Origin of the sequence: Pseudoalteromonas xiamenensis (genome assembly GCF_030994125.1) — a bacterium.
GTDB classification, from domain to species: domain Bacteria; phylum Pseudomonadota; class Gammaproteobacteria; order Enterobacterales; family Alteromonadaceae; genus Pseudoalteromonas; species Pseudoalteromonas xiamenensis_B.
The window spans coordinates 3083671-3102217 of record NZ_CP099917.1 but is presented as its reverse complement, the minus strand read 5'-3'; the positions used below and the strand labels follow the sequence as shown (position 1 = coordinate 3102217).

Sequence of the window (18547 nt, the reverse complement as noted above, 5' to 3'; positions counted from 1 at the left end):
ATTTGGCGACTATATCAACTACCCAAGTAAAGAAAGAGCAACTTGAGGGCGTTGATTTGCCTGACTCAAAATTGAACTACTTGCTTGTTGCAGAATTTGCATTTTAGTTAAGTTCGCCGTTTCTTGAGCGAAATCGGTATCTCTGATTCGAGACTGTGCTGCAGATAAGTTTTCAGCAACATTCGATTGGTTTCGAATAGTCGATTGAAAACGGTTTTGAACCGCACCGAGCTCAGCACGTTTTTTGTCAACTACCGCTATTAAAGCTTCCATACCTGCCATGACAAGTTGAGCACCAGCTTGGCTTGAAACTGATATTCCAGTTTCAGTAAATACGACAGAAAATGCTGCATCGCTTTTAGCTATTGTTGTGCCACCGATTGCTGAGAGTGCAGAGATACCTGCATCATCTAAAATCCCCGCGATAGTAGCCGCAGTAGAGGCAAATACTTTACCGGTTACGGCAGATGCTACACCTGCTATACCAGATAACGTGAAACCACCATTTGCTGAAATGGAGTTGCCACCATTATTTGTATTACCAATCGTTTGCATGTTGAAGCCAATAGTTTGCACTGCGTCTGAGCCGACTTGGAAACTAGCTTTATACGTGCCATCCAGCAAATTTGTGCCACCAAATGTCGTATCTCCAGCGACACGGTTTACTTCGCCCATCAATGCTCGAATTTCTTCTTGAACAGCCAAACGGTCTTCATCAGTATTTGTCCCATTTGAAGCTTGCTGTGCTAGCGTGCGCACCCGTTGGAACATGGAGGTTATTTCTTCCATTGCGCCTTCTGCTGTTTGCGCTAGAGAAATACCATCGTTTGCATTGCGGTTACCTTGGTTCAAGCCGTTAACTTGACTTGATAGGCGGTTAGAGATTTGCATACCTGCCGCGTCATCAGCTGCGCTGTTGATGCGAAAACCTGAAGATAAACGTTTAAATGAATTGTCTAATGAATTACCAGAATTCATCAATTGTCTTTGTGCGTTCAGCGAACTCACATTGGTATTAACATATAAAGCCATAATAGCCTCCGCTTTATCATTATCGAAGGTGCATAGCGGGATACCCCTACCCAGCTAAACACCCGAATTAGAGTCCTAGAGTGATAGTTCTCTAAATCTTATATCGACGGGTAAAGCAGAAGCTTTAGCTTTATTTGTAATTAATTTTAAAACTATCCTTGCAACAGACTCAATGCCGCTTGAGGTCTTTGATTTGCTTGACTTAGTATTGTTTGACTTGCTTGTTGCAGAATTTGATTTTTAGTCAATTTTGCCGTTTCAAGCGCAAAATCCGCGTCTTTAATGCGAGACTTTGCAGATGCCAAATTTTCTGACACGTTTGCTTGATTTCGAATAGTCGATTGAAAACGGTTTTGAACAGCACCAAGCTCAGCACGCTTTTTATCCACTACAGCGATCAAAGCATCCATACCCGCCATCACAAGTTGAGCTCCTACCTGCGAAGATACGGAAATCCCTGTTTCAGTAAAAACAACTGAAAAAGCCATATTAGATGTAGCGACAGTTGTTCCACCAATACTAGAAAGAGACGAAATACCCTGAGCATCGATGAATCCCGCGACACTGGCTGCTGTAGACGCGAATGCACGTCCCGATACTGCAGATGCAACATTCGCAATACCAGAAAGCGTGAAACCTCCGTTGGCCGTCATCGTATTAGCGCCATTTGCTGTTGTACCAACCGTTTTCATACTGAAGCCAATCGTTTGAACAGCGTCAGCACCTACTTGAAAGCTCGCTTGATAGCTCCCATCTAGTAAATTTGTGCCACCAAATGTCGTATCTGCCGCTACACGGTTCACTTCAGCAGATAGCTGGCGAATTTCTTCTTGTACCGCAAGGCGGTCCTCGTCTGTGTTCGAACCGTTCGCCGCTTGCTGAGCTAGGGTACGAATACGTTGGAACATTGACGTAATTTCTTCCATTGCGCCTTCGGCTGTCTGTGCTAGAGAGATTCCGTCATTCGCGTTACGGTTACCTTGCTCTAAACCCATAATCTGAGAATTAAGGCGGTCAGAAATCTGCAAGCCAGCAGCATCATCTGCTGCACTGTTGATTCTCAAACCAGAAGATAGACGTTTAAACGATGTATCTAACTCAGTACCTGAGTTTGTTAATTGACGCTGTGCATTTAAAGCACTCACGTTAGTATTTACAAATAAAGCCATAATTCACTCTCTTATCTGTTACAAGTTGAAGTGGCAAGACCACTGAACTTTGAAAATGGCGGCAATCTTGCGGGCATACTACATCGGCAAAACATTGCCTTTTCTTGCCACTATGTGCCGTTAACTTGTCGTCAGAAGAATAAATGCAAAGAGCAGGCCAATTTAAATACCAAGAATAAAAATCCTCCGTATCAGTGCTGAGATTGCAATGTAAGAGCTTGAAATATCTAAAGGTCAGGTAAGGGCTACCATTCAAGAAATGTCGTTTAAATGGCTAGTTTAAGATGATGTATATGATGTAGATAAAGAAGGGGCACTGGCATGCCCCTTTGAGTGTTTGAGAGTGAGTGTCAAAACTTTTTCGTTAAGTTGGCATAGTAAATGCTTAATTTAACGTGTTCATTGTTCTGATGAACGCTTTTTGGATTTAAGCTCCTCCGCTTTATCATCCAATTCGTGTCCGTGCTAAATACCCCATCAAGCACGGACACTTCTCTTACCTATTATCCTAATAGACTCAATGCAGCCTGCGGACGTTGATTTGCTTGACTCAAAATCGTTTGGCTAGCTTGTTGAAGGATTTGCATTTTAGTCAAACTTGCTGTTTCTTGAGCAAAATCGGTATCTTTGATTCGAGATTTCGCCGCTGACAGGTTTTCTGAAATGTTAGATTGGTTGCGAATCGTTGATTGGAAACGGTTTTGTACAGCACCTAGTTCCGCACGTTTCTTGTCTACAACCGCAATCAAAGCATCCATCCCAGCCATGACAAGCTGTGCTCCAGCTTGACTTGACACTGAAATTCCGGTTTCTGTGAACACTACCGAAAACGCAGCATCACTTTGCGCTATGCTCGTACCACCAACTGCAGATAGAGCAGATAAACCTGCTTCGTCTAAAACACCAGCAACCGTTGCAGCTGTTGAAGCGAAAACTTTACCTGTAACCGCTGATGCAACGCCGGCAATACCAGATAATGTAAAACCACCGTTTGCAGAGATTGTGTTTGCCCCGTTTGCAGTGCCGCCAACCGTTTGCATACTAAAACCAATTGTCTGAACAGCATCTGCACCGACTTGGAAACTTGCTTTGTAACTGCCATCCAACAGGTTCGTTCCACCAAAAGTTGTGTCAGCAGCAACACGGTTTACCTCTCCCATAAGAGCTCGTATCTCTTCTTGAACAGCTAAACGGTCTTCATCAGTATTTGATCCGTTCGACGCCTGTTGAGCCAAAGTACGAACACGTTGGAACATAGACGTGATTTCTTCCATCGCACCTTCTGCAGTTTGCGCAAGTGAAATACCGTCGTTTGCGTTGCGGTTACCTTGGTCTAAGCCGTTAATTTGTGAAGATAAACGGTCTGCAATTTGTAAGCCTGCAGCATCATCAGCTGCGCTGTTGATACGGAAGCCTGATGATAAACGTTTGAATGAAACGTCAAGTGAATTACCAGAGTTTTGTAACTGTCTTTGTGCGTTCAATGAACTTACGTTAGTATTTACATAAAGTGCCATGATTTTTCTCCCACAGTAAACGTTGTGTTTACTCTCAAACTTTTTGGTTTGGGCCTTTGACTCTTACTTTTTACCATCAGCCCGCTTACCTTAGTTATCGGAATGGCAGAAAATTCCTTTAGTAATTTTTTTATTTTTTTTTAATTCTTTGTTTTTATTGCATTTAAATGGATTTACAGATCAACTTGCCAAATCAACACATAGATTCACTTTTTTCTAGTCAATAATTTGACGAATGATTTATCGATTAAAATTCAGAAAGTTAAATTCGATTTGTGTGAGTTTGGACGCTTAAAATTAATTTTGAATTTAAACGCCCAAAAGATTAGCGAATGTAATCAAAGAGAGAAAGATTAGACAAACGACCAAAGGTAGCTTGAGAAGCTTGAAGGGCAGTTTCATGCTTTTGCAAATTCGTAATTGCTTCTGTCATATCAAGTTCAATAATATCTGCTCGTGCGGACTTGTTATTAATATCCAGATCTGCGTTTGCCTTCGATATTAGGTCAGCTGTATTTTTTCTACCTCCTAACGAAGCTTGTGAATAGGACACTTTATTCTTTGCGTTGTCCAAACCGACGACGGCATCAGCAACGACTTGCTCGAAGTCTTCCACTGAAGTACCTGGCGTAGTAAGTCCTTTGTACAAGTTTTCTAGGGTATTCAAAACGTTGTCTTTTGCCGGTTTTTCTAAAGTAAAATCAATTGTGCCTGTTGGGCCACCCGAGAACTTAATTTCCATTCCACCTAAAACAATTTTATTGTCTGTGTAAGTTCCACTTTGTACTGGCGTCCCATTTTGCGTTAGGGCATACGTATTACCAGCGCCAAGTGTAATTTGAAAGTCATTTGCAGTTGCAGGAGCTGTCGGACTTGCGTTGTAATACGACTTATGGAATTTATCAAACTCGCCCTGTTCTTTAATGTAGACTGTACCATTTGTCGCACCACCCGCCGTTGTAGCGGTATTACTCACAACATTTAAACGATTTTCGGCCTTCTCAAACACATCAAAACCATTGTCACTCGAGCGAATTTCAACACCCTCTGCAACCTTGATTTTATGTTGACCTTGGTCACCTTGGTAAACAAATTTTCCTGTTGCAGGGTCTTGTCCATATGTTTGCGTGTTATCTTGATAGCCTGAAAAAATATAGCGTCCATCTTCCGATTTCGAATTCATCATATCTAGAACAGAAGCTTGAATTGCTTTAATTTCTTGCGCAATTGCATTTTTATCTATATCAGTAACACTGCCATTACCCGCTCGAATTGCCAGCGTATAAGCCTGGGTAATCGAGTTTTTGATGTTTTCAAGTACACTTTCCTGAGTACCTAAGCGACTTTCCAACATCGTTAGGTTCTTTGAATACTGTTCATTCGTTTCAATACGGTCAGAGTACAACATCGCTCGCGCTGTCGCAGAAGGGTCATCCGAGGCAGACAATACACGCTTTTGCGTTGTAACTTGTTGCATCGCCTTATTCACCTCAGATTGATTATCCAAGATAGAAGTTAAGTTGTTTTGATACATCAAATTATTAGATAAACGCATAATTACCTCGCCGCACTAAGCAGACTATCAAAGATAGCTCTGGCCACAGTGATCACCTGTGCCGCTGCAGAATAAGATTGTTGGAAACGGAGTAAGTTTGCCGCTTCCTCATCTAAGTTAACACCTGACATCGATTCATACCAAGTTTCAGATTGTTGAGCTAAGGCTGCAAAAGCCGCGCCATTTGTTTTTGCTTGATTCGTTGTCACACCAACGTCAGTGACAATTTTTGCATACGCTTCATTAAATGTTTTTAAATTGTCGGTATTTGGCGTGGTAATGACATTTTGACGAACAAGATCGGTTGACTGTAACTTGGCAAAACCAGACCCATTTCGGTTATCATCATAGCCGCCAGTATTAAATTCCACTTTAAAGGTGTCACCTGTCGCAGGAGCCCCTTCAATGTCGAAATCAAATCCATAGTTTGCAAACGGTGCACCAGCTTGAGCAAGCATCCCTTTAGTATTCGTACCCGCAACAAATGTTGCTGTATTTGTACCATCTGAAATAGTGTACTGGTTAGCGACTGCTGTTTTTGTTACTGTAATAGGTCCATTTGCTAAACCTGGTGTTGCCGTGAATCCAGCTGCGCTAGTGTCGGTCACCACGCCAGCAGAAATAGTCGCTGAGCTAGTATTCGCCGCGGTAGTATTCGTTCTAATTGGTGAAGCGAGTGCTAAATGTTCTGATCGCGTTGTTGCAAGTTTTAAACTACTTGCCGCTTCACTATTAAGCTTAATTAAAAACTTGTCTCCCGTCGCACCACCCGCGCCAATATTGAGTTCAAGTCCAAATGCGTCTGTCGAAGGAGCAACTAAATTCGCTGAATTAATCGTCGACGGTGGAGTACCTATATTAAAAGTCTGTGCAGTACCAACAACATTTCCACGATTATCTAACGCACTCACACTGACTTGAGTAGCGCTGACGTACTCGACTAGAAAATCATTCGCAGGTATTTCTTTGCCTTTACCGGCTTCTAACGTTGCTGTAATTACACTCGTTCCGGTATTACTTTTATAAGCGTACGCTCCTGCGGTCGGAATTTGGAATAGATCACCACCAAATTTACCATCCAAATCTAGACCATTGTGGTTTTGCTGGTTAAATGCATCTGCAACAGATATTGCCATCTGGCCCAATTGATTTTGAGCGGGAACAAGAATCTCATCTCTAAAAGCAAGTAAGCCGCCAATTTTGCCTTTTAGCGTTGCAGAATTTACATCTAAGGCAACTGCGCTCGCTCCTTTGACATCAAGTTTCAATTGCTTAAAATTTGGATCTGGGTCGCCATCCGTTGAGAACAAATTGAATGCCCCCTCTTTCATGACGAGTGATTGACCAGACCCCATAAACACGAGCTTTTCGCCGTTGTCTCCATCAAGCGTTTCAATGTCAACTAATTCAGCCAACTTCTTAATAGCTAAGTCGCGTTCATTATAAACTGTGCTATTTACCTGCTGGGCTTGAGGATTAACCAGACCGGCAATTTTGGTATTGAGGTCACCTATTTTTTTGATGAGGTTATTTGCTTCGCTCGAGAAAATATCAAGTTGTTCATTCACTATGTTTTTTTGATCAAGAACAATCCCTGAAAGTCTGTCCATTTGGTCCACCAAATTTTCTGAACTAGTGAAAAACAACGAACGACTTACTGAAGAGGCGGGTTGATTCAGTGCCTCTTGCAGGTTGTTGAACAACTTATTAAGACTGGTTGAAAGGGAGCTCGATTCTTCGGCAAATAACGTATCTACTCTTGATGCTTCAGCGACAAACTGATCATAATAAGTCTTATTTGAGAGGTCTCGGTTTAACTGCTTCAAGGCAAACTCATTTAGCAGACGCACAGTATTACCACGGCCAACTTCATTGCCAACCATGGTTGTAAATTCTGTACGCTCACGAACATAGCCTTCCGTGTTTAGGTTAGAAATGTTCTTACTTGTAGTCTGTAGCAGTTCACTATTAGCACGAATGCCCGATGAACCGATATTTAATAAATTAAACGACATCTTAGTTCACTCCCCGACGCACTATTGAGCCGAGCATGCTTTTAAAATCGGCACGTTCAAGTACATTCTTAATCTTTTCCGCATAATTAGGATCGGTTGCATAACCCGCATTTTGCAGTTCGTCTAAAAACGTCGAATTGTCTGACGTTTTTTCAAGTGCTTTCTCATACCGCGGATTCTGCTGTAGAAAATCGACAAAGTCGTCCACACTGTCTTTAATGGACTCGTACGCTCTGAAATGAGCCTGTTTTTTCACCGGAAGGCCTTGCTCAAATTCCAACGTCTGCTTTTTCGCTTTGTCACCCGTCCAACTGTTGTCCGATTTAATGTTAAACAAGTTGTTAGAGCTTGAACCATCCGTTTTCTTGATAACATGCTTGCCCCAACCCGTTTCTAAGGCAGCTTGAGCCACCATCACTTCCGGATTGAGTCCGATTTTTTGAGCAGCTGATTTTGCGTAGTCCCAAATTTGTTCGACAAAGGCTTTCGGAGAGTCAAACAAACTCGATTCTTCACTCGAAATGACCTCTTTCTCAACGTCTTTAACCTCTGATTTGGACGACTGGGCAACCTTACCCAAAAGCTTGTCAGTATTCAGTTCCGCGTCTGTTCGGATAACGCTAGCTGGTGTATAACCTTTTGCGTTGGGTGACAACTGCTGGACAATAAGATCAGCTAACCCCAAAGAGCCGTTGCTAGAGAGTTCTGTCGCAATTTGCTGATCGTGCATTTCTTGGAAGAACTTAACATCGCTTGCGTTGAATGGACTGTCTTTATCTTCAAAAGCTTCGTTCGCTTGACGCATACTTTTGAGCAGCATTTGAGTGAAGATAGCCTCAAACTGTTTCGCCGCTTTTTTGAGCGCCTCATCACTTTCTTGACCCGATTTTGCTCCAATAGCCTGTTGACGCAGGTTATTTAAGCTACTTAAGTCAAATACGTTCTGATTTTCTAGCGGTTTTAAGTCCATCGGGAAATTGACGTTTTATTCTACATATTGAGGTAAATGCAAAATATAGGCCAAAAAAAAGCCCTGTATCACAGGGCTGAAAAGTATTTAAATATTAGATAATTACAAGCTGACCACTGATGGCCCCAGCTTCTTTTAGTGCTTCCAATATCGCCATTAAGTCGCCTGGCGCTGCGCCGACTTCGTTAATCGCTCGAACCAAATCATCTAAACTGATCCCAGGGTTGAATACAAACGCTCTCGAATCATCTTGGTTCACATCTATGATGCTTTGTTTAGTCACCGTAGTCTCACCTTCAGACAATGCCAGAGGTTGAGATACGTTTTGCTGCTCAGCTATCGTCACCGTCAAACCACCGTGTGTGATTGCTGCTGGCTGTAATTTGACGTCCTTACCAATGACAATGGTGCCCGTACGTGAATTAACAATTATTTTTGCCGATGTATCTGCAGGTTTAAATTCTAAATTTTCTAATGTCGCTAAGTACGATACGCGTTGAGCGGGGTCTCGTGGTGCTATCACTCGGACCGAAGCAGCATCTAAGGCCTGAGCGCTATCGGGACCAACTAAATTATTAATGGTTTCTGAAAGGCGCTTAGCCGTAGTGAAGTCTGGTCTATGAAGATTGAACGTAATGTAGTCACCTTGGGTAAACGGACTTTTCACCGCACGTTCTACAATACCGCCATTGGCAATACGTCCAACCGTCGGAGTATTCACAATAACTCGACTACCGTCGGCACCGTCCGCACCTAAACCACCGACAACTAAACTTCCCTGAGCAATGGCATACACGTTACCGTCTAAACCTTTAAGAAAGGTTTGCAATAACGTACCACCTCTAAGACTACCTGCACTACCAATCGATGAAACCGTTACATCAATAGTCTGGCCGGGTTTTACAAACGGAGGAAGGTCCGCATGCACGGCTACCGCAGCAACGTTTTTAATTTTTGGCTTCAGTGAGTCTGGCAATGTGATACCAAAACCATTCAGCATGGCTTTAAAACTTTGCTCAGTAAAGCGACTTTGTTCCCCAGTTCCAGGTAAACCTACAACCAAACCGTACCCAACTAGTTGGTTCGAACGAACTCCCTCGACCATGCTAACGTCTTTTACGCGTACAGCTTGGGATGAGAAAGAAATAGCCGCCAATAAAATGACACTTAGAGTTTGAACAAAGCGTTTCATAATGTACTCCTAAAACGGCATCAATGTACTTAAGAAGAAACGAGCCAACCAACCAGGCGCTTGTGCCTCTTGATTCTGACCTTTACCCGAGTATTGAATTCGAGCGTTAGCAATCCGATTTGATTGCACCGTATTATCTGCCGCGATATCTTTTGGACGCACTAAACCTTCCAAACGCACAAACTCTTCACCCGTATTTAGCGTTAACCATTTTTCACCACGAACAACTAGGTTACCATTAGGCAAAACTCGCACCACATTCACCGAAATATTGCCAAATAGGCTGTTCGATTGATTTGCTTGCGCATCACCTTTAAATGAATTTCCTGCTGTGACACCGAGTTGAATACTTTCGCCACCTAAATTCACCGCATTTCCACCCAAACCAATAACAGGATCAATACTCGCAGACGTATCGCGTTTCGTTTGATTGTTGGCCGCTTTCGAGGCTTGAGTTGTTTCACGCAGAACGACCGTAATAATATCGCCTGTTCTCAAGGCTTTTCGGTCTGAATAAAGATCATTTGCAAATTCAGCATTGAACAAACTGCCTGTTGGCATGATTTGTTCACTTTGATCCTCAGAAACCACAGGAGCATAGTACGGGTCGTCCTGAACCACATTTTTATTTTGCGTTGATACACAGCCAGACAAACCTACCAAGGTCACCAAGCCGAAAATAGAGGTTCTAAGAAGGCGATTCATACTATTCTCCTACCTTATGCTGATTTAAAGCTGCTGATTAATGTAGCTAAGCATTTGGTCAACAGACGAAATGACTTTCGAGTTCATTTCATAGATACGTTGAGTTTCAATTAAGTTTACGAGCTCTTCGGTCACGTTTACGTTTGACGTTTCAAGTGCCCCTTGTACCACGCTTCCTAAACCTTCAGCTCCAGGGTTGCCTTGCACAGGAGCACCACTAACCGCGGTTTCTGTATACAAGTTTTGACCCATTGGCTCTAAACCCGATGGATTGATAAAGTCACTGATCACCAATTGTCCAACAACCACGTTTTCAGCCTGACCCGAAATACGCACAGATACTTCACCATCACGGGAAATTGTGATCGATTGTGCGTCGTCTGGGATATTCATTTCAGGTTGTACAGGATAACCCGCACCAGACGTCACAACACGACCGTTTTCATCTGTCGTGAACTGACCGTTCCGTGTATAGGCAATATTGCCATTTGGCATAAGCACTTCGAAAAAACCAGGACCTTGGATCATCCAATCCAATGAGTTTTCAGTACTCAACATATTACCTTGCGAAAAGTTCTTTTGGTTAGCGACCACTTTCGAACCCGCGCCTAACATCAAACCAGACGGCATTTCAGTATCTTGTGACGAACGACCGCCTGGTTGGTTAATGTTTTGGTAAAGCAAATCTTCAAAAATAGCACGGCTCTTTTTGTAACCCACTGTACTGGCGTTCGCCAAGTTGTTCGAGATTACTGCGATATCGGTTTGTTGAGCATCAAGGCCCGTTTTACTAATCCACAATGCTGGGTTCATAGTCTTATCCTCTCACTCATTAAACGATGCGCAGCAATGAGGTGTGACGCTCATCGATCTCTTCTGCGGATTTCATCAACTTAATTTGCATTTCAAACTGTCGTTGGTGGTTAATCATGTCCACCATTTCATGTACCGGATTCACGTTCGACATTTCGAGTGAACCACTTAGAATCTTGATTTCTGGCGCGATTTCACAAAAACCACAGGCACCATCTTCAAGTGCATCCGTTTTTGGTCTGAATAAACCGTCATTGCCTTTTTCCAATTGATTGTTATCAGCTGCAATAACTTTAATGCGGTCAACCACTTCCAAAAAGTTTGCTGGAGCACCTTGTGGGCGAATTTGTACCGCCCCATCTGGACTGATTTCAATTTTATCAATTGGAATGGGTAGGATAATTGGGCCACCTTCACCAATTACCTGCTTACCATGTGCGGTGACGAGTGCACCATCGGGTGTAATGTTTAAGGTACCCACCTTGGTGTAGGCTTCGTTACCAGCCGCATCTTGAACGGTTAACCAACCTTTATCTGTAATTGCAATGTCAAGATCTCGACCTGTTTCAACGACAGCACCTGATGTCATATTTGTACCGGGTCTTTCTTGCATTGCAAATACTCGCGTAGGAAGACCTTCACCGAAGGCTTGCATCGAACGCGCTTGAGCAAAGTCAGCTTTAAAACCAGTTGTATTCGCGTTGGCTAAGTTATTGGCTTTTAATGCCAAACCGCGCAGGCTTTGCTTAGCACCTGACATCGCGACATAGAGCATTTTATCCATAACTATTTACCTCAAAAATTAACTTACTTTAAAAAAGCAAATTACGTACCACTTTTTTTTGACGGTATTTTGTGCGGATAGAATAACGGATAAAATTAATGATGTAAGAAGAAAAAAGCCGCCTGTCGGCGGCTTGCTGGGTATTTCCGAATTAACGGATTTGTAGAATACTTTGCTGCAATGTTGAGTTAACTTCCAGCGCTCTTGAGTTTGCTTGGAAGTTACGCTGTGCACTAATCAAGTCGACTAACTCGTTTGTCAGGTTGACGTTAGACTGCTCAAGCGCTGAAGAGTTAATTGAACCTAAAGTACCAGAACCTGGTTCGCCCGCTATTGGCTCACCTGAGGTCAGACTTTTCTTCCACGCCGTGTTTCCGACTGGTTGTAGACCTTGCGAGTTGGAAAAGCGAACCATCGCAACCTGACCTAAGAACGTTGAATCACCGTTACTGTAGGAAGCAACCACTTTACCGTCAGTGCCGATGTCGATACCTGATAAACGACCTACTGTCGCACCATCTTGTTCTAGCGCTTTAACTTCAAAGCGGCTTGCATACTGAGTAGGCAGCTTATTGGTTGTATTTGCCTCATCACGCCAGTTCACCGTTACGTTTGTAGGGAACGTTGCACCGTTCGTTAGAATCGTTGATAAGTTAGTATTAGTAAGCGTCAACGGATTAAACGTAGAACCCGTATTTCCTGTACCATTGGTTTGAAATGGCAGACCACTCGCATCAAAAGTAAACGTGGAAATTGGTGTTGCAGGTGTACCTGTCGCAATTGGCGAACCATTCGCATCAAAACGAGTGCTATCTAACGTACCAAACACTTGCCACGTATTTGCAGCCGATTTTCTGAAGAACAACTGTGTCACGTGTGGTTGACCCAGAGAGTCATAAATCGTCGTTGACGTTGACGAGTTATAAGAGGCCGATTGAGTTGGGTCAAATGGGATTGTCGGTACTTGCGAACGAGAGTCCAAATTGAACGATGAATAGACTGTAGCTGTTGCGCGAGGTGAACCAGACGCGTCTGGAATTTGCAGCGCTGACGATGTACTTAAACTAACCGACGTGGTATCGCCAGTTGCAGGGTCTACAGGGAAACCTTGTAAAAAGTTACCTTGCGCATCCACAATAAAGTTATCTTTATTAAGTTTGAAGGCACCCGAACGCGTATACGTGTAATCTTGCGAACCAAACTCTTCAGCCATTGCAAAATAACCTTCGCCTGTAATCGCCAGATCTAACGAATTTTGTGTAAACTTTAACGAACCTTGGTGAAATTGCTGTGCAACCATTGTTGTTTGTGCACCATCACCATTTTTTGTTTTGCCCGAGCTGAACACGGATGCTGCATACACATCAGCAAATTCAGCACGAGATTCTTTAAAGCCAGTCGTATTCACGTTGGCAATGTTATTTGCCGTGACATCCAGATCTTTCTGAGCTGCCGCCAAACCAGTTAATGCAATATTAAAACTCATACACTCACCTCTAATATCATTTGCGTTGCAGAACAGTTAGCCAGATATTTCTGCAATATCAGTTAATTTCACAGCACCTACACTAGTATTCACGATAATTCCTGAAGACCCGTTGATGTTGACACTGTCGATATTCTTAAATGTTGCGACCGGTAAGGTAGTAAACTGCCCTGCCATATTACCTTCCGCCTTAATCTTGTACTCACCCGCAGCAACTCGGTTGCCGTCTTTATCTTTGCCGTCCCACTCAAAACGGATAGCTCCAGCCGATTTAGCACCATAGTCTATTTGACGAACGAGTTGTCCTGACTCGTCGTAAATACTCATGGTCAGTTGCTCTACTGGTTTTTCAACGACGATTGAACCTTTTCCTGTACCTTCCGCACCTAACTCAATTTTGTCTGATTCCATCAGTGCTTTTTTGCCCACCAATGTTGACGCTTGAAGGGCTGAGTTTGAGGTCATGGACGCACTTAACGAGTCAAATTTTGCATTTAAATTCGAAATACCTTCCGCCATAGTAAACGACGTCATTTGAGCAATCATTTGGTCGTTATCCGCAGGCTTACTCGGATCTTGGAAAGACAGCTGTTGTGTCAGTAACGCAAAGAAATCTTCTTGCGTTAATGCATCGCTTTTTTTATCTGACGTTGGCACTTTGTTATCTTGCCAACGCAGTGAATCCATATAGGTACTGCTTGCCGTTGAGTCTACAGAACTAGCCATGCCCTACTCCTTACCTTTGTCCAAGTTGCAATGTTTTCGTTAGCATCTGCTTAGCGGCATCAGCTACTTGAACATTTGTTTGGTATGAGCGGGATGCTGAAATCATGTTTGCCATTTCTTCAACCACGTTCACGTTCGGTTTATAGATATAACCATTTTCATCAGCACTTGGATGATTTGGGTTATATTCGATTTGCAGAGGTTTATCACTCTCAACAATACCCAATACTTTTACGCCAACAGATGAGCCGACTTCATTGCCTCGCTGCATTGTTGCCGCTTTATTTAACTCAGCAGCAAATACTGGGTGGCGAGCACGGTAAACCTTATCTTGGCTCGAGCTAATGCTGTTTGCGTTCGAAATGTTACTCGCAGTGGTGTTAAGGCGAATATTCTGCGCACTCATTCCCGTTGCTGCGATATCGAAAACGTTATACAAACTCATGATTATGCTCCTTGACCACCTAGCGCTTTCTTAAGTCCCGAAAACTTACCGGATAAGAATTGCAAACTGGCCTGATATTCTAATGCATTTTGCATATACAAGTTTCGTTCCACTTGTACATCCACAGAGTTACCATCGCCTGTATCTGCTTGATTTGGCGAGCGATATAATTCTGTATTGCCGACGAGTTGTGATTTGCCATGTAAATGACGTGAATCCGTACGTTGCAAATGATTGCCACCTTCCTGCGCTGATTGGGCTTGTTTCATTGCCGCCGCGAAGTCGATGTCTTTTGCTTTATAGCCGGGGGTATCCGCATTGGCGATGTTGCTTGCTAGCAACTCAGCACGTTGAGAGCGGATCAACATGGCATGGGGATGAACACCCAAAGCTTTATCGAAACTAATTGCCATATCACAACTCCAAAATTTTGACTTGTAATACTACAAGCAATTTGTAGGCCAAAAATTTTAGTGTCTATGAAAAGGTTTTATTAACGAGGAGATATCTGGAGTGCATGAAAAGGGCAATCATTTGCCCTTTCAGGTTTTACGACTTTTTCTGATAGATAATACCAGGATTACATCGCAGCATGTCAAACTCATTGCTGAGTCCTGCCATCGATTCCGAAGCACCTAAAAATAGGTAGCCTTTCGGATTTAATGACTGTGCAAACTGAGAAATAATTTTCGCTTTAACTTCAGGAGAGAAATAGATAAGCACATTTCGGCAAAATATAACGTCAAACTTACCGAGTAAAGCGTATGAATCTAATAAGTTTAAGTGGCGGTAACTGACCATTCTACGGATCGGCTCCACAACTTTTGCCATACCATTGCCACTATCCGTGAAAAATTTTTGACGTCTTTCAACAGATAGGCCTCGCGCCAATGCAAGAGAGTCGTACTCTGCATTTTTGCACATATCCAACATAGTATTAGAAATATCAGTGCCCGTAATTTGGACACCCATTTTCAACGAACCAGGTTGTTTGGACTGATATTCGCTTGCCGACATGGCAATAGAATATGGCTCCTGTCCTGAAGAACTCGCTGCGGACCAAATTTTAATAGGTCGTCTTAAATCCGAAAATTCAGGAAATATTTTCGTCTTCAAAAGTTCAAACGGATACTGATCGCGAAACCACAATGTTTCGTTTGTTGTCATCGCATCAACAACAGCAGCACGTAACTGACGTTCATGTGGACTGAGCGTTTTCGAGACCAATTGCGAGAGCGAATCAACGTTAAATCGAGCCATTAGCGGTGCTAGACGGCTTTTTACTAGGTACAATTTATTGTCACCTAATACGATCCCGCATTGTTGCTCTAAAAAGGTTCTAAATTGATCGTATTCGCTTTGTTCTAAATGCTTATTTTCCAACGTATTACCGCCATTAACTAATCACAATGGACCCATTTCTTCACAGCTGATGCTAGTTCATCAGGGTTAAATTTCGCGATAAAGTCGTCTGCGCCGACTTTTTCGATCATGGCCTGATTAAATACACCGCTCAAAGAGGTATGGAGTATAACATGTAACGACGCAAGCTTGGGATCTGCCTTAACTTCCGCTGTTAATGTATACCCGTCCATTTCTGGCATTTCTACATCTGAAATTAATAAACCAACACGCTCGGTAATATCACCCGTACGGCAATCGTCTCGTGCGATTTCACGTAATCGAACGAGCGCCTCTCGGCCATTTTTTGCCGTTTCAGTCTGCACTCCTAAAGGTTCGAGTGCTCGCTTAACTTGGTTACGTGCGACCGCTGAGTCGTCAGCAATAAACACGATACGTTCACCCAAATCTTTTTGCATTTCACCGTCAGATACAATATCAGCTGAGACTTCGGTTGCAACAGGGCAAATTTCATTGAGGATCTTTTCAACATCGAGAATTTCCACGAGCTCATTTTCTATCTCTGTTACCGCTGTCAGGTAAGAGTAACGACCTGCGCCAGAGGGCGGCGGCATAATCTTTTCCCAGTTCATGTTCACAATACGCTCTACTGCACCAACTAAAAAGCCCTGCACAGAACGATTGTACTCAGCGATAATAATGAAACAGTCTTTGATATTTTCAATCGGAGGTCCACCAACAGCCAAAGACATATCGATCACCGAAATAGTTTGGCCCCGAATGTGCGCAACACCACGTACGTACGGGTTGCTTTTCGGCATATTGGTTAATGGAGGACATTGCAAGACTTCACGTACTTTAAATACGTTGATACCAAAACGCTGGCGGCCTTTGAGCCGAAACAGTAACAGCTCGAGGCGGTTTTGGCCTACTAGTTGAGTCCGCTGGTTTACTGAATCTAAAATACCTGCCATCTCTTTCTCCTACCTTAACTCACTGCGCCGGAACGGACTTTGCTTTCACATACTTGAATGTGTAAAGATTATTGTTGCTGGCGTCAGACATTTGACGCAAAATCTTTATACCTTGTTTCACCCAATAAGCATAGTCGAAACAATATGAGTGTGTTAAAAAAAAGCGGTCGGTCACAGCTAATTTATTTTTTTGCGAGTTTTTCAATAATGACACAAGGTTACGCCAAAACCTATAGTCCGGAAACACTTGAACAACAAGCTGAACAATTCATCGCCAATCAGATAGAAGCGGATCCTGAAAAACGTATCGAAATCCGAGCCATGCCGCTCGAATTTAGGAACTCGGACAAAGTCTGTAATGATTCTTTAGAATTATCGACACCAAGTGTCCCTCCCTTTAATCGGCAGGTTACCGTACAACTTAAGTGCAATGATTCAATAAGTTGGTCCCAGTATGTCCATGTTCGTATCGAAGAAATGCTACCAATGGTTGTGGCTTCTACGTCCATTGCTCGAGGCGAAATTATCGGCAAGAACGCTATTCAAGTTGAATTCCGGCCAAAACAATACATTCGCGCCAACTATTATGAAACTATCGACCCTTTAATCGGCAGTCGCAGCAAACGTACGATTTCTGAGGGCATGCCCATTACTTCTGCGCAAATTTGCATGGTTTGTAAAGGAGACAAGGTGACAATTTCAGCAAATCAGAGTAATTTATCCATTAGGACTTCCGGTCTTGCTTTGGAAGACGGCAATTTAGGTGAGCTGATTCGAGTCGAAAATGTGAACTCTGGCAAAGTCTTACGAGTAAGAGTGAGTGGCGTTGAATCTGTTGAGGTCAATCTTTAAAAAATTTGCTAAAGTTATATAAACCGCGGCCGATATTAAAGTCAAGCTGGGTAATCTGGATTAGAAATCATGGTCAACAACATTAATAATGGACAAACCAATACGGGCGTCCTAAATAATGCGAAGCAGCAAAAGCTTGATCTGCAAAGACAAGACGCAAATCGCGGAAGTGCGCCTACAGCACCTGCGACAACCAAAACAGTTAGCGATTCGGTCAGTTTAACGCCGCAAGCGCAGCAACTTAAGACGGTGCATGAAAAGGCACAGCAGTCGCCAGGCTTTGACAGCAAAAAAGTTGAAGAACTGAAAAAGGCGATTAGCGAAGGTAAGTATCAAATCGATACCGAGAAGCTAGCGAAGAACATCGCCGCATTCGAGTTTGACGTGTATGGCTGATCAAACTGCACTGTGTCTACAAAAGTTAAGCCAACAAGCAACGCAGTTAGAATCGTTGCTTGAGGTGCTCGATAAAGAGCTTGATACGCTCGCGAGCAAAAGTGGCGACGGTCTTAAAGATCTTGCGCGTACAAAATTAACGTTAGTCAACGCAGTGCAAAAGCTCGACAAAGAAATTGCAACTTTTGGTGAGGAGACACTGAACTCGTCCGACGTTGTAAGCAAAATTGCGTCGATTCGCAAACAACTCGAATTGTGCCAGCATAAAAATGAAGTGAACGCACAGGCTGCTCGCCAAGCGCAACTGAGTGTTCAACAGATGAAAGAAATTCTCATAGGTACTCCAACCTCTGTCACTTATGACCAAGGTGGCAGCGTAAGAACAAGTGACTCAGGCTTAGTTCGCAACATCAAAGCTTAAAGGTTCAAATCCATTTTACGAAAAAAAGAGGCGCTGCCTCTTTTTTCTTTTCAGCTCTTGAATAATCGATCCCACTCTCTTTATGCCGCGTGCACTTAAATTGAAGACGGAAAAAGTCAACTTAGGAGGCGTT

At 43.1% G+C, this 18547-nt stretch carries 19 protein-coding genes; 3 read left to right on the top strand and 16 right to left on the bottom strand.

What is annotated here, in order from left to right:
• Nucleotides 1–18 precede the first annotated feature (18 nt).
• The 16 genes from NI389_RS14355 to NI389_RS14280 form a co-directional block, all read right to left on the bottom strand.
• Entirely contained in the window at nt 19–1032 is a 1014-nt protein-coding gene (locus NI389_RS14355) for a flagellin N-terminal helical domain-containing protein (RefSeq protein ID WP_308360536.1), read from the bottom strand.
• A gap of 152 nt (nt 1033–1184) precedes the next feature.
• The gene (locus NI389_RS14350; protein WP_308360535.1) at nt 1185–2201 is read right to left on the bottom strand and encodes a flagellin N-terminal helical domain-containing protein; all 1017 of its coding nucleotides are present in this window, start codon (nt 2199–2201) and stop codon (nt 1185–1187) included.
• Between the two features lie 503 nt (nt 2202–2704).
• On the bottom strand, nt 2705–3718 hold the full coding sequence (locus tag NI389_RS14345; protein ID WP_308360534.1) for a flagellin N-terminal helical domain-containing protein: 1014 nt from the start codon (nt 3716–3718) through the stop codon (nt 2705–2707).
• Nucleotides 3719–4043: 325 nt separating this feature from the next.
• Entirely contained in the window at nt 4044–5273 is a 1230-nt protein-coding gene (gene flgL, locus NI389_RS14340) for a flagellar hook-associated protein FlgL (RefSeq protein WP_308360533.1), read from the bottom strand.
• 2 nt (nt 5274–5275) lie between these two features.
• Complete coding sequence (flgK, locus tag NI389_RS14335; protein WP_308360532.1) at nt 5276–7288, bottom strand: flagellar hook-associated protein FlgK; 2013 nt, start codon at nt 7286–7288, stop codon at nt 5276–5278.
• 1 nt (nt 7289) lies between these two features.
• Nucleotides 7290–8258 (bottom strand): flagellar assembly peptidoglycan hydrolase FlgJ, encoded by a 969-nt coding sequence (flgJ, locus tag NI389_RS14330; protein WP_308360531.1) that lies wholly within the window; start codon nt 8256–8258, stop codon nt 7290–7292.
• Between the two features lie 94 nt (nt 8259–8352).
• Nucleotides 8353–9450, bottom strand: coding sequence for a flagellar basal body P-ring protein FlgI (locus tag NI389_RS14325; protein WP_308360530.1), 1098 nt, complete (start codon nt 9448–9450; stop codon nt 8353–8355).
• 9 nt (nt 9451–9459) lie between these two features.
• Nucleotides 9460–10155: a flagellar basal body L-ring protein FlgH gene (gene flgH / locus NI389_RS14320; RefSeq protein ID WP_308360529.1), complete on the bottom strand. Its 696-nt coding sequence runs from the start codon at nt 10153–10155 to the stop codon at nt 9460–9462.
• Between the two features lie 24 nt (nt 10156–10179).
• On the bottom strand, nt 10180–10968 hold the full coding sequence (gene flgG / locus NI389_RS14315) for a flagellar basal-body rod protein FlgG (RefSeq protein ID WP_308360528.1): 789 nt from the start codon (nt 10966–10968) through the stop codon (nt 10180–10182).
• Between the two features lie 19 nt (nt 10969–10987).
• The gene (locus NI389_RS14310; RefSeq protein WP_308360527.1) at nt 10988–11752 is read right to left on the bottom strand and encodes a flagellar basal body rod protein FlgF; all 765 of its coding nucleotides are present in this window, start codon (nt 11750–11752) and stop codon (nt 10988–10990) included.
• A 151-nt stretch (nt 11753–11903) separates the two neighbouring features.
• Complete coding sequence (flgE, locus tag NI389_RS14305) at nt 11904–13238, bottom strand: flagellar hook protein FlgE (RefSeq protein WP_308360526.1); 1335 nt, start codon at nt 13236–13238, stop codon at nt 11904–11906.
• A gap of 36 nt (nt 13239–13274) precedes the next feature.
• Nucleotides 13275–13964, bottom strand: coding sequence for a flagellar hook assembly protein FlgD (locus tag NI389_RS14300; RefSeq protein ID WP_308360525.1), 690 nt, complete (start codon nt 13962–13964; stop codon nt 13275–13277).
• A gap of 10 nt (nt 13965–13974) precedes the next feature.
• A complete protein-coding gene (flgC, locus tag NI389_RS14295; protein WP_308360524.1) occupies nt 13975–14409 on the bottom strand; it encodes a flagellar basal body rod protein FlgC in 435 nt (144 codons plus the stop codon).
• 2 nt (nt 14410–14411) lie between these two features.
• On the bottom strand, nt 14412–14822 hold the full coding sequence (gene flgB / locus NI389_RS14290; RefSeq protein WP_208842659.1) for a flagellar basal body rod protein FlgB: 411 nt from the start codon (nt 14820–14822) through the stop codon (nt 14412–14414).
• A gap of 136 nt (nt 14823–14958) precedes the next feature.
• On the bottom strand, nt 14959–15792 hold the full coding sequence (locus tag NI389_RS14285; RefSeq protein ID WP_308360523.1) for a CheR family methyltransferase: 834 nt from the start codon (nt 15790–15792) through the stop codon (nt 14959–14961).
• 17 nt (nt 15793–15809) lie between these two features.
• The gene (locus NI389_RS14280) at nt 15810–16745 is read right to left on the bottom strand and encodes a chemotaxis protein CheV (protein WP_308360522.1); all 936 of its coding nucleotides are present in this window, start codon (nt 16743–16745) and stop codon (nt 15810–15812) included.
• A 207-nt stretch (nt 16746–16952) separates the two neighbouring features.
• On the opposite strand from NI389_RS14280, the gene flgA reads away from it, so the two are divergent.
• From flgA to flgN, 3 genes are all read left to right on the top strand, one after another.
• The gene (gene flgA, locus NI389_RS14275; protein ID WP_308360521.1) at nt 16953–17597 is read left to right on the top strand and encodes a flagellar basal body P-ring formation chaperone FlgA; all 645 of its coding nucleotides are present in this window, start codon (nt 16953–16955) and stop codon (nt 17595–17597) included.
• Between the two features lie 69 nt (nt 17598–17666).
• Complete coding sequence (flgM, locus tag NI389_RS14270) at nt 17667–17993, top strand: flagellar biosynthesis anti-sigma factor FlgM (protein WP_208842656.1); 327 nt, start codon at nt 17667–17669, stop codon at nt 17991–17993.
• Nucleotides 17986–18414 (top strand): flagellar export chaperone FlgN, encoded by a 429-nt coding sequence (gene flgN, locus NI389_RS14265; RefSeq protein WP_308360520.1) that lies wholly within the window; start codon nt 17986–17988, stop codon nt 18412–18414. Before flgM ends, flgN begins: the two co-directional genes overlap by 8 nt.
• The last annotated feature ends 133 nt before the right edge of the window (nt 18415–18547 follow it).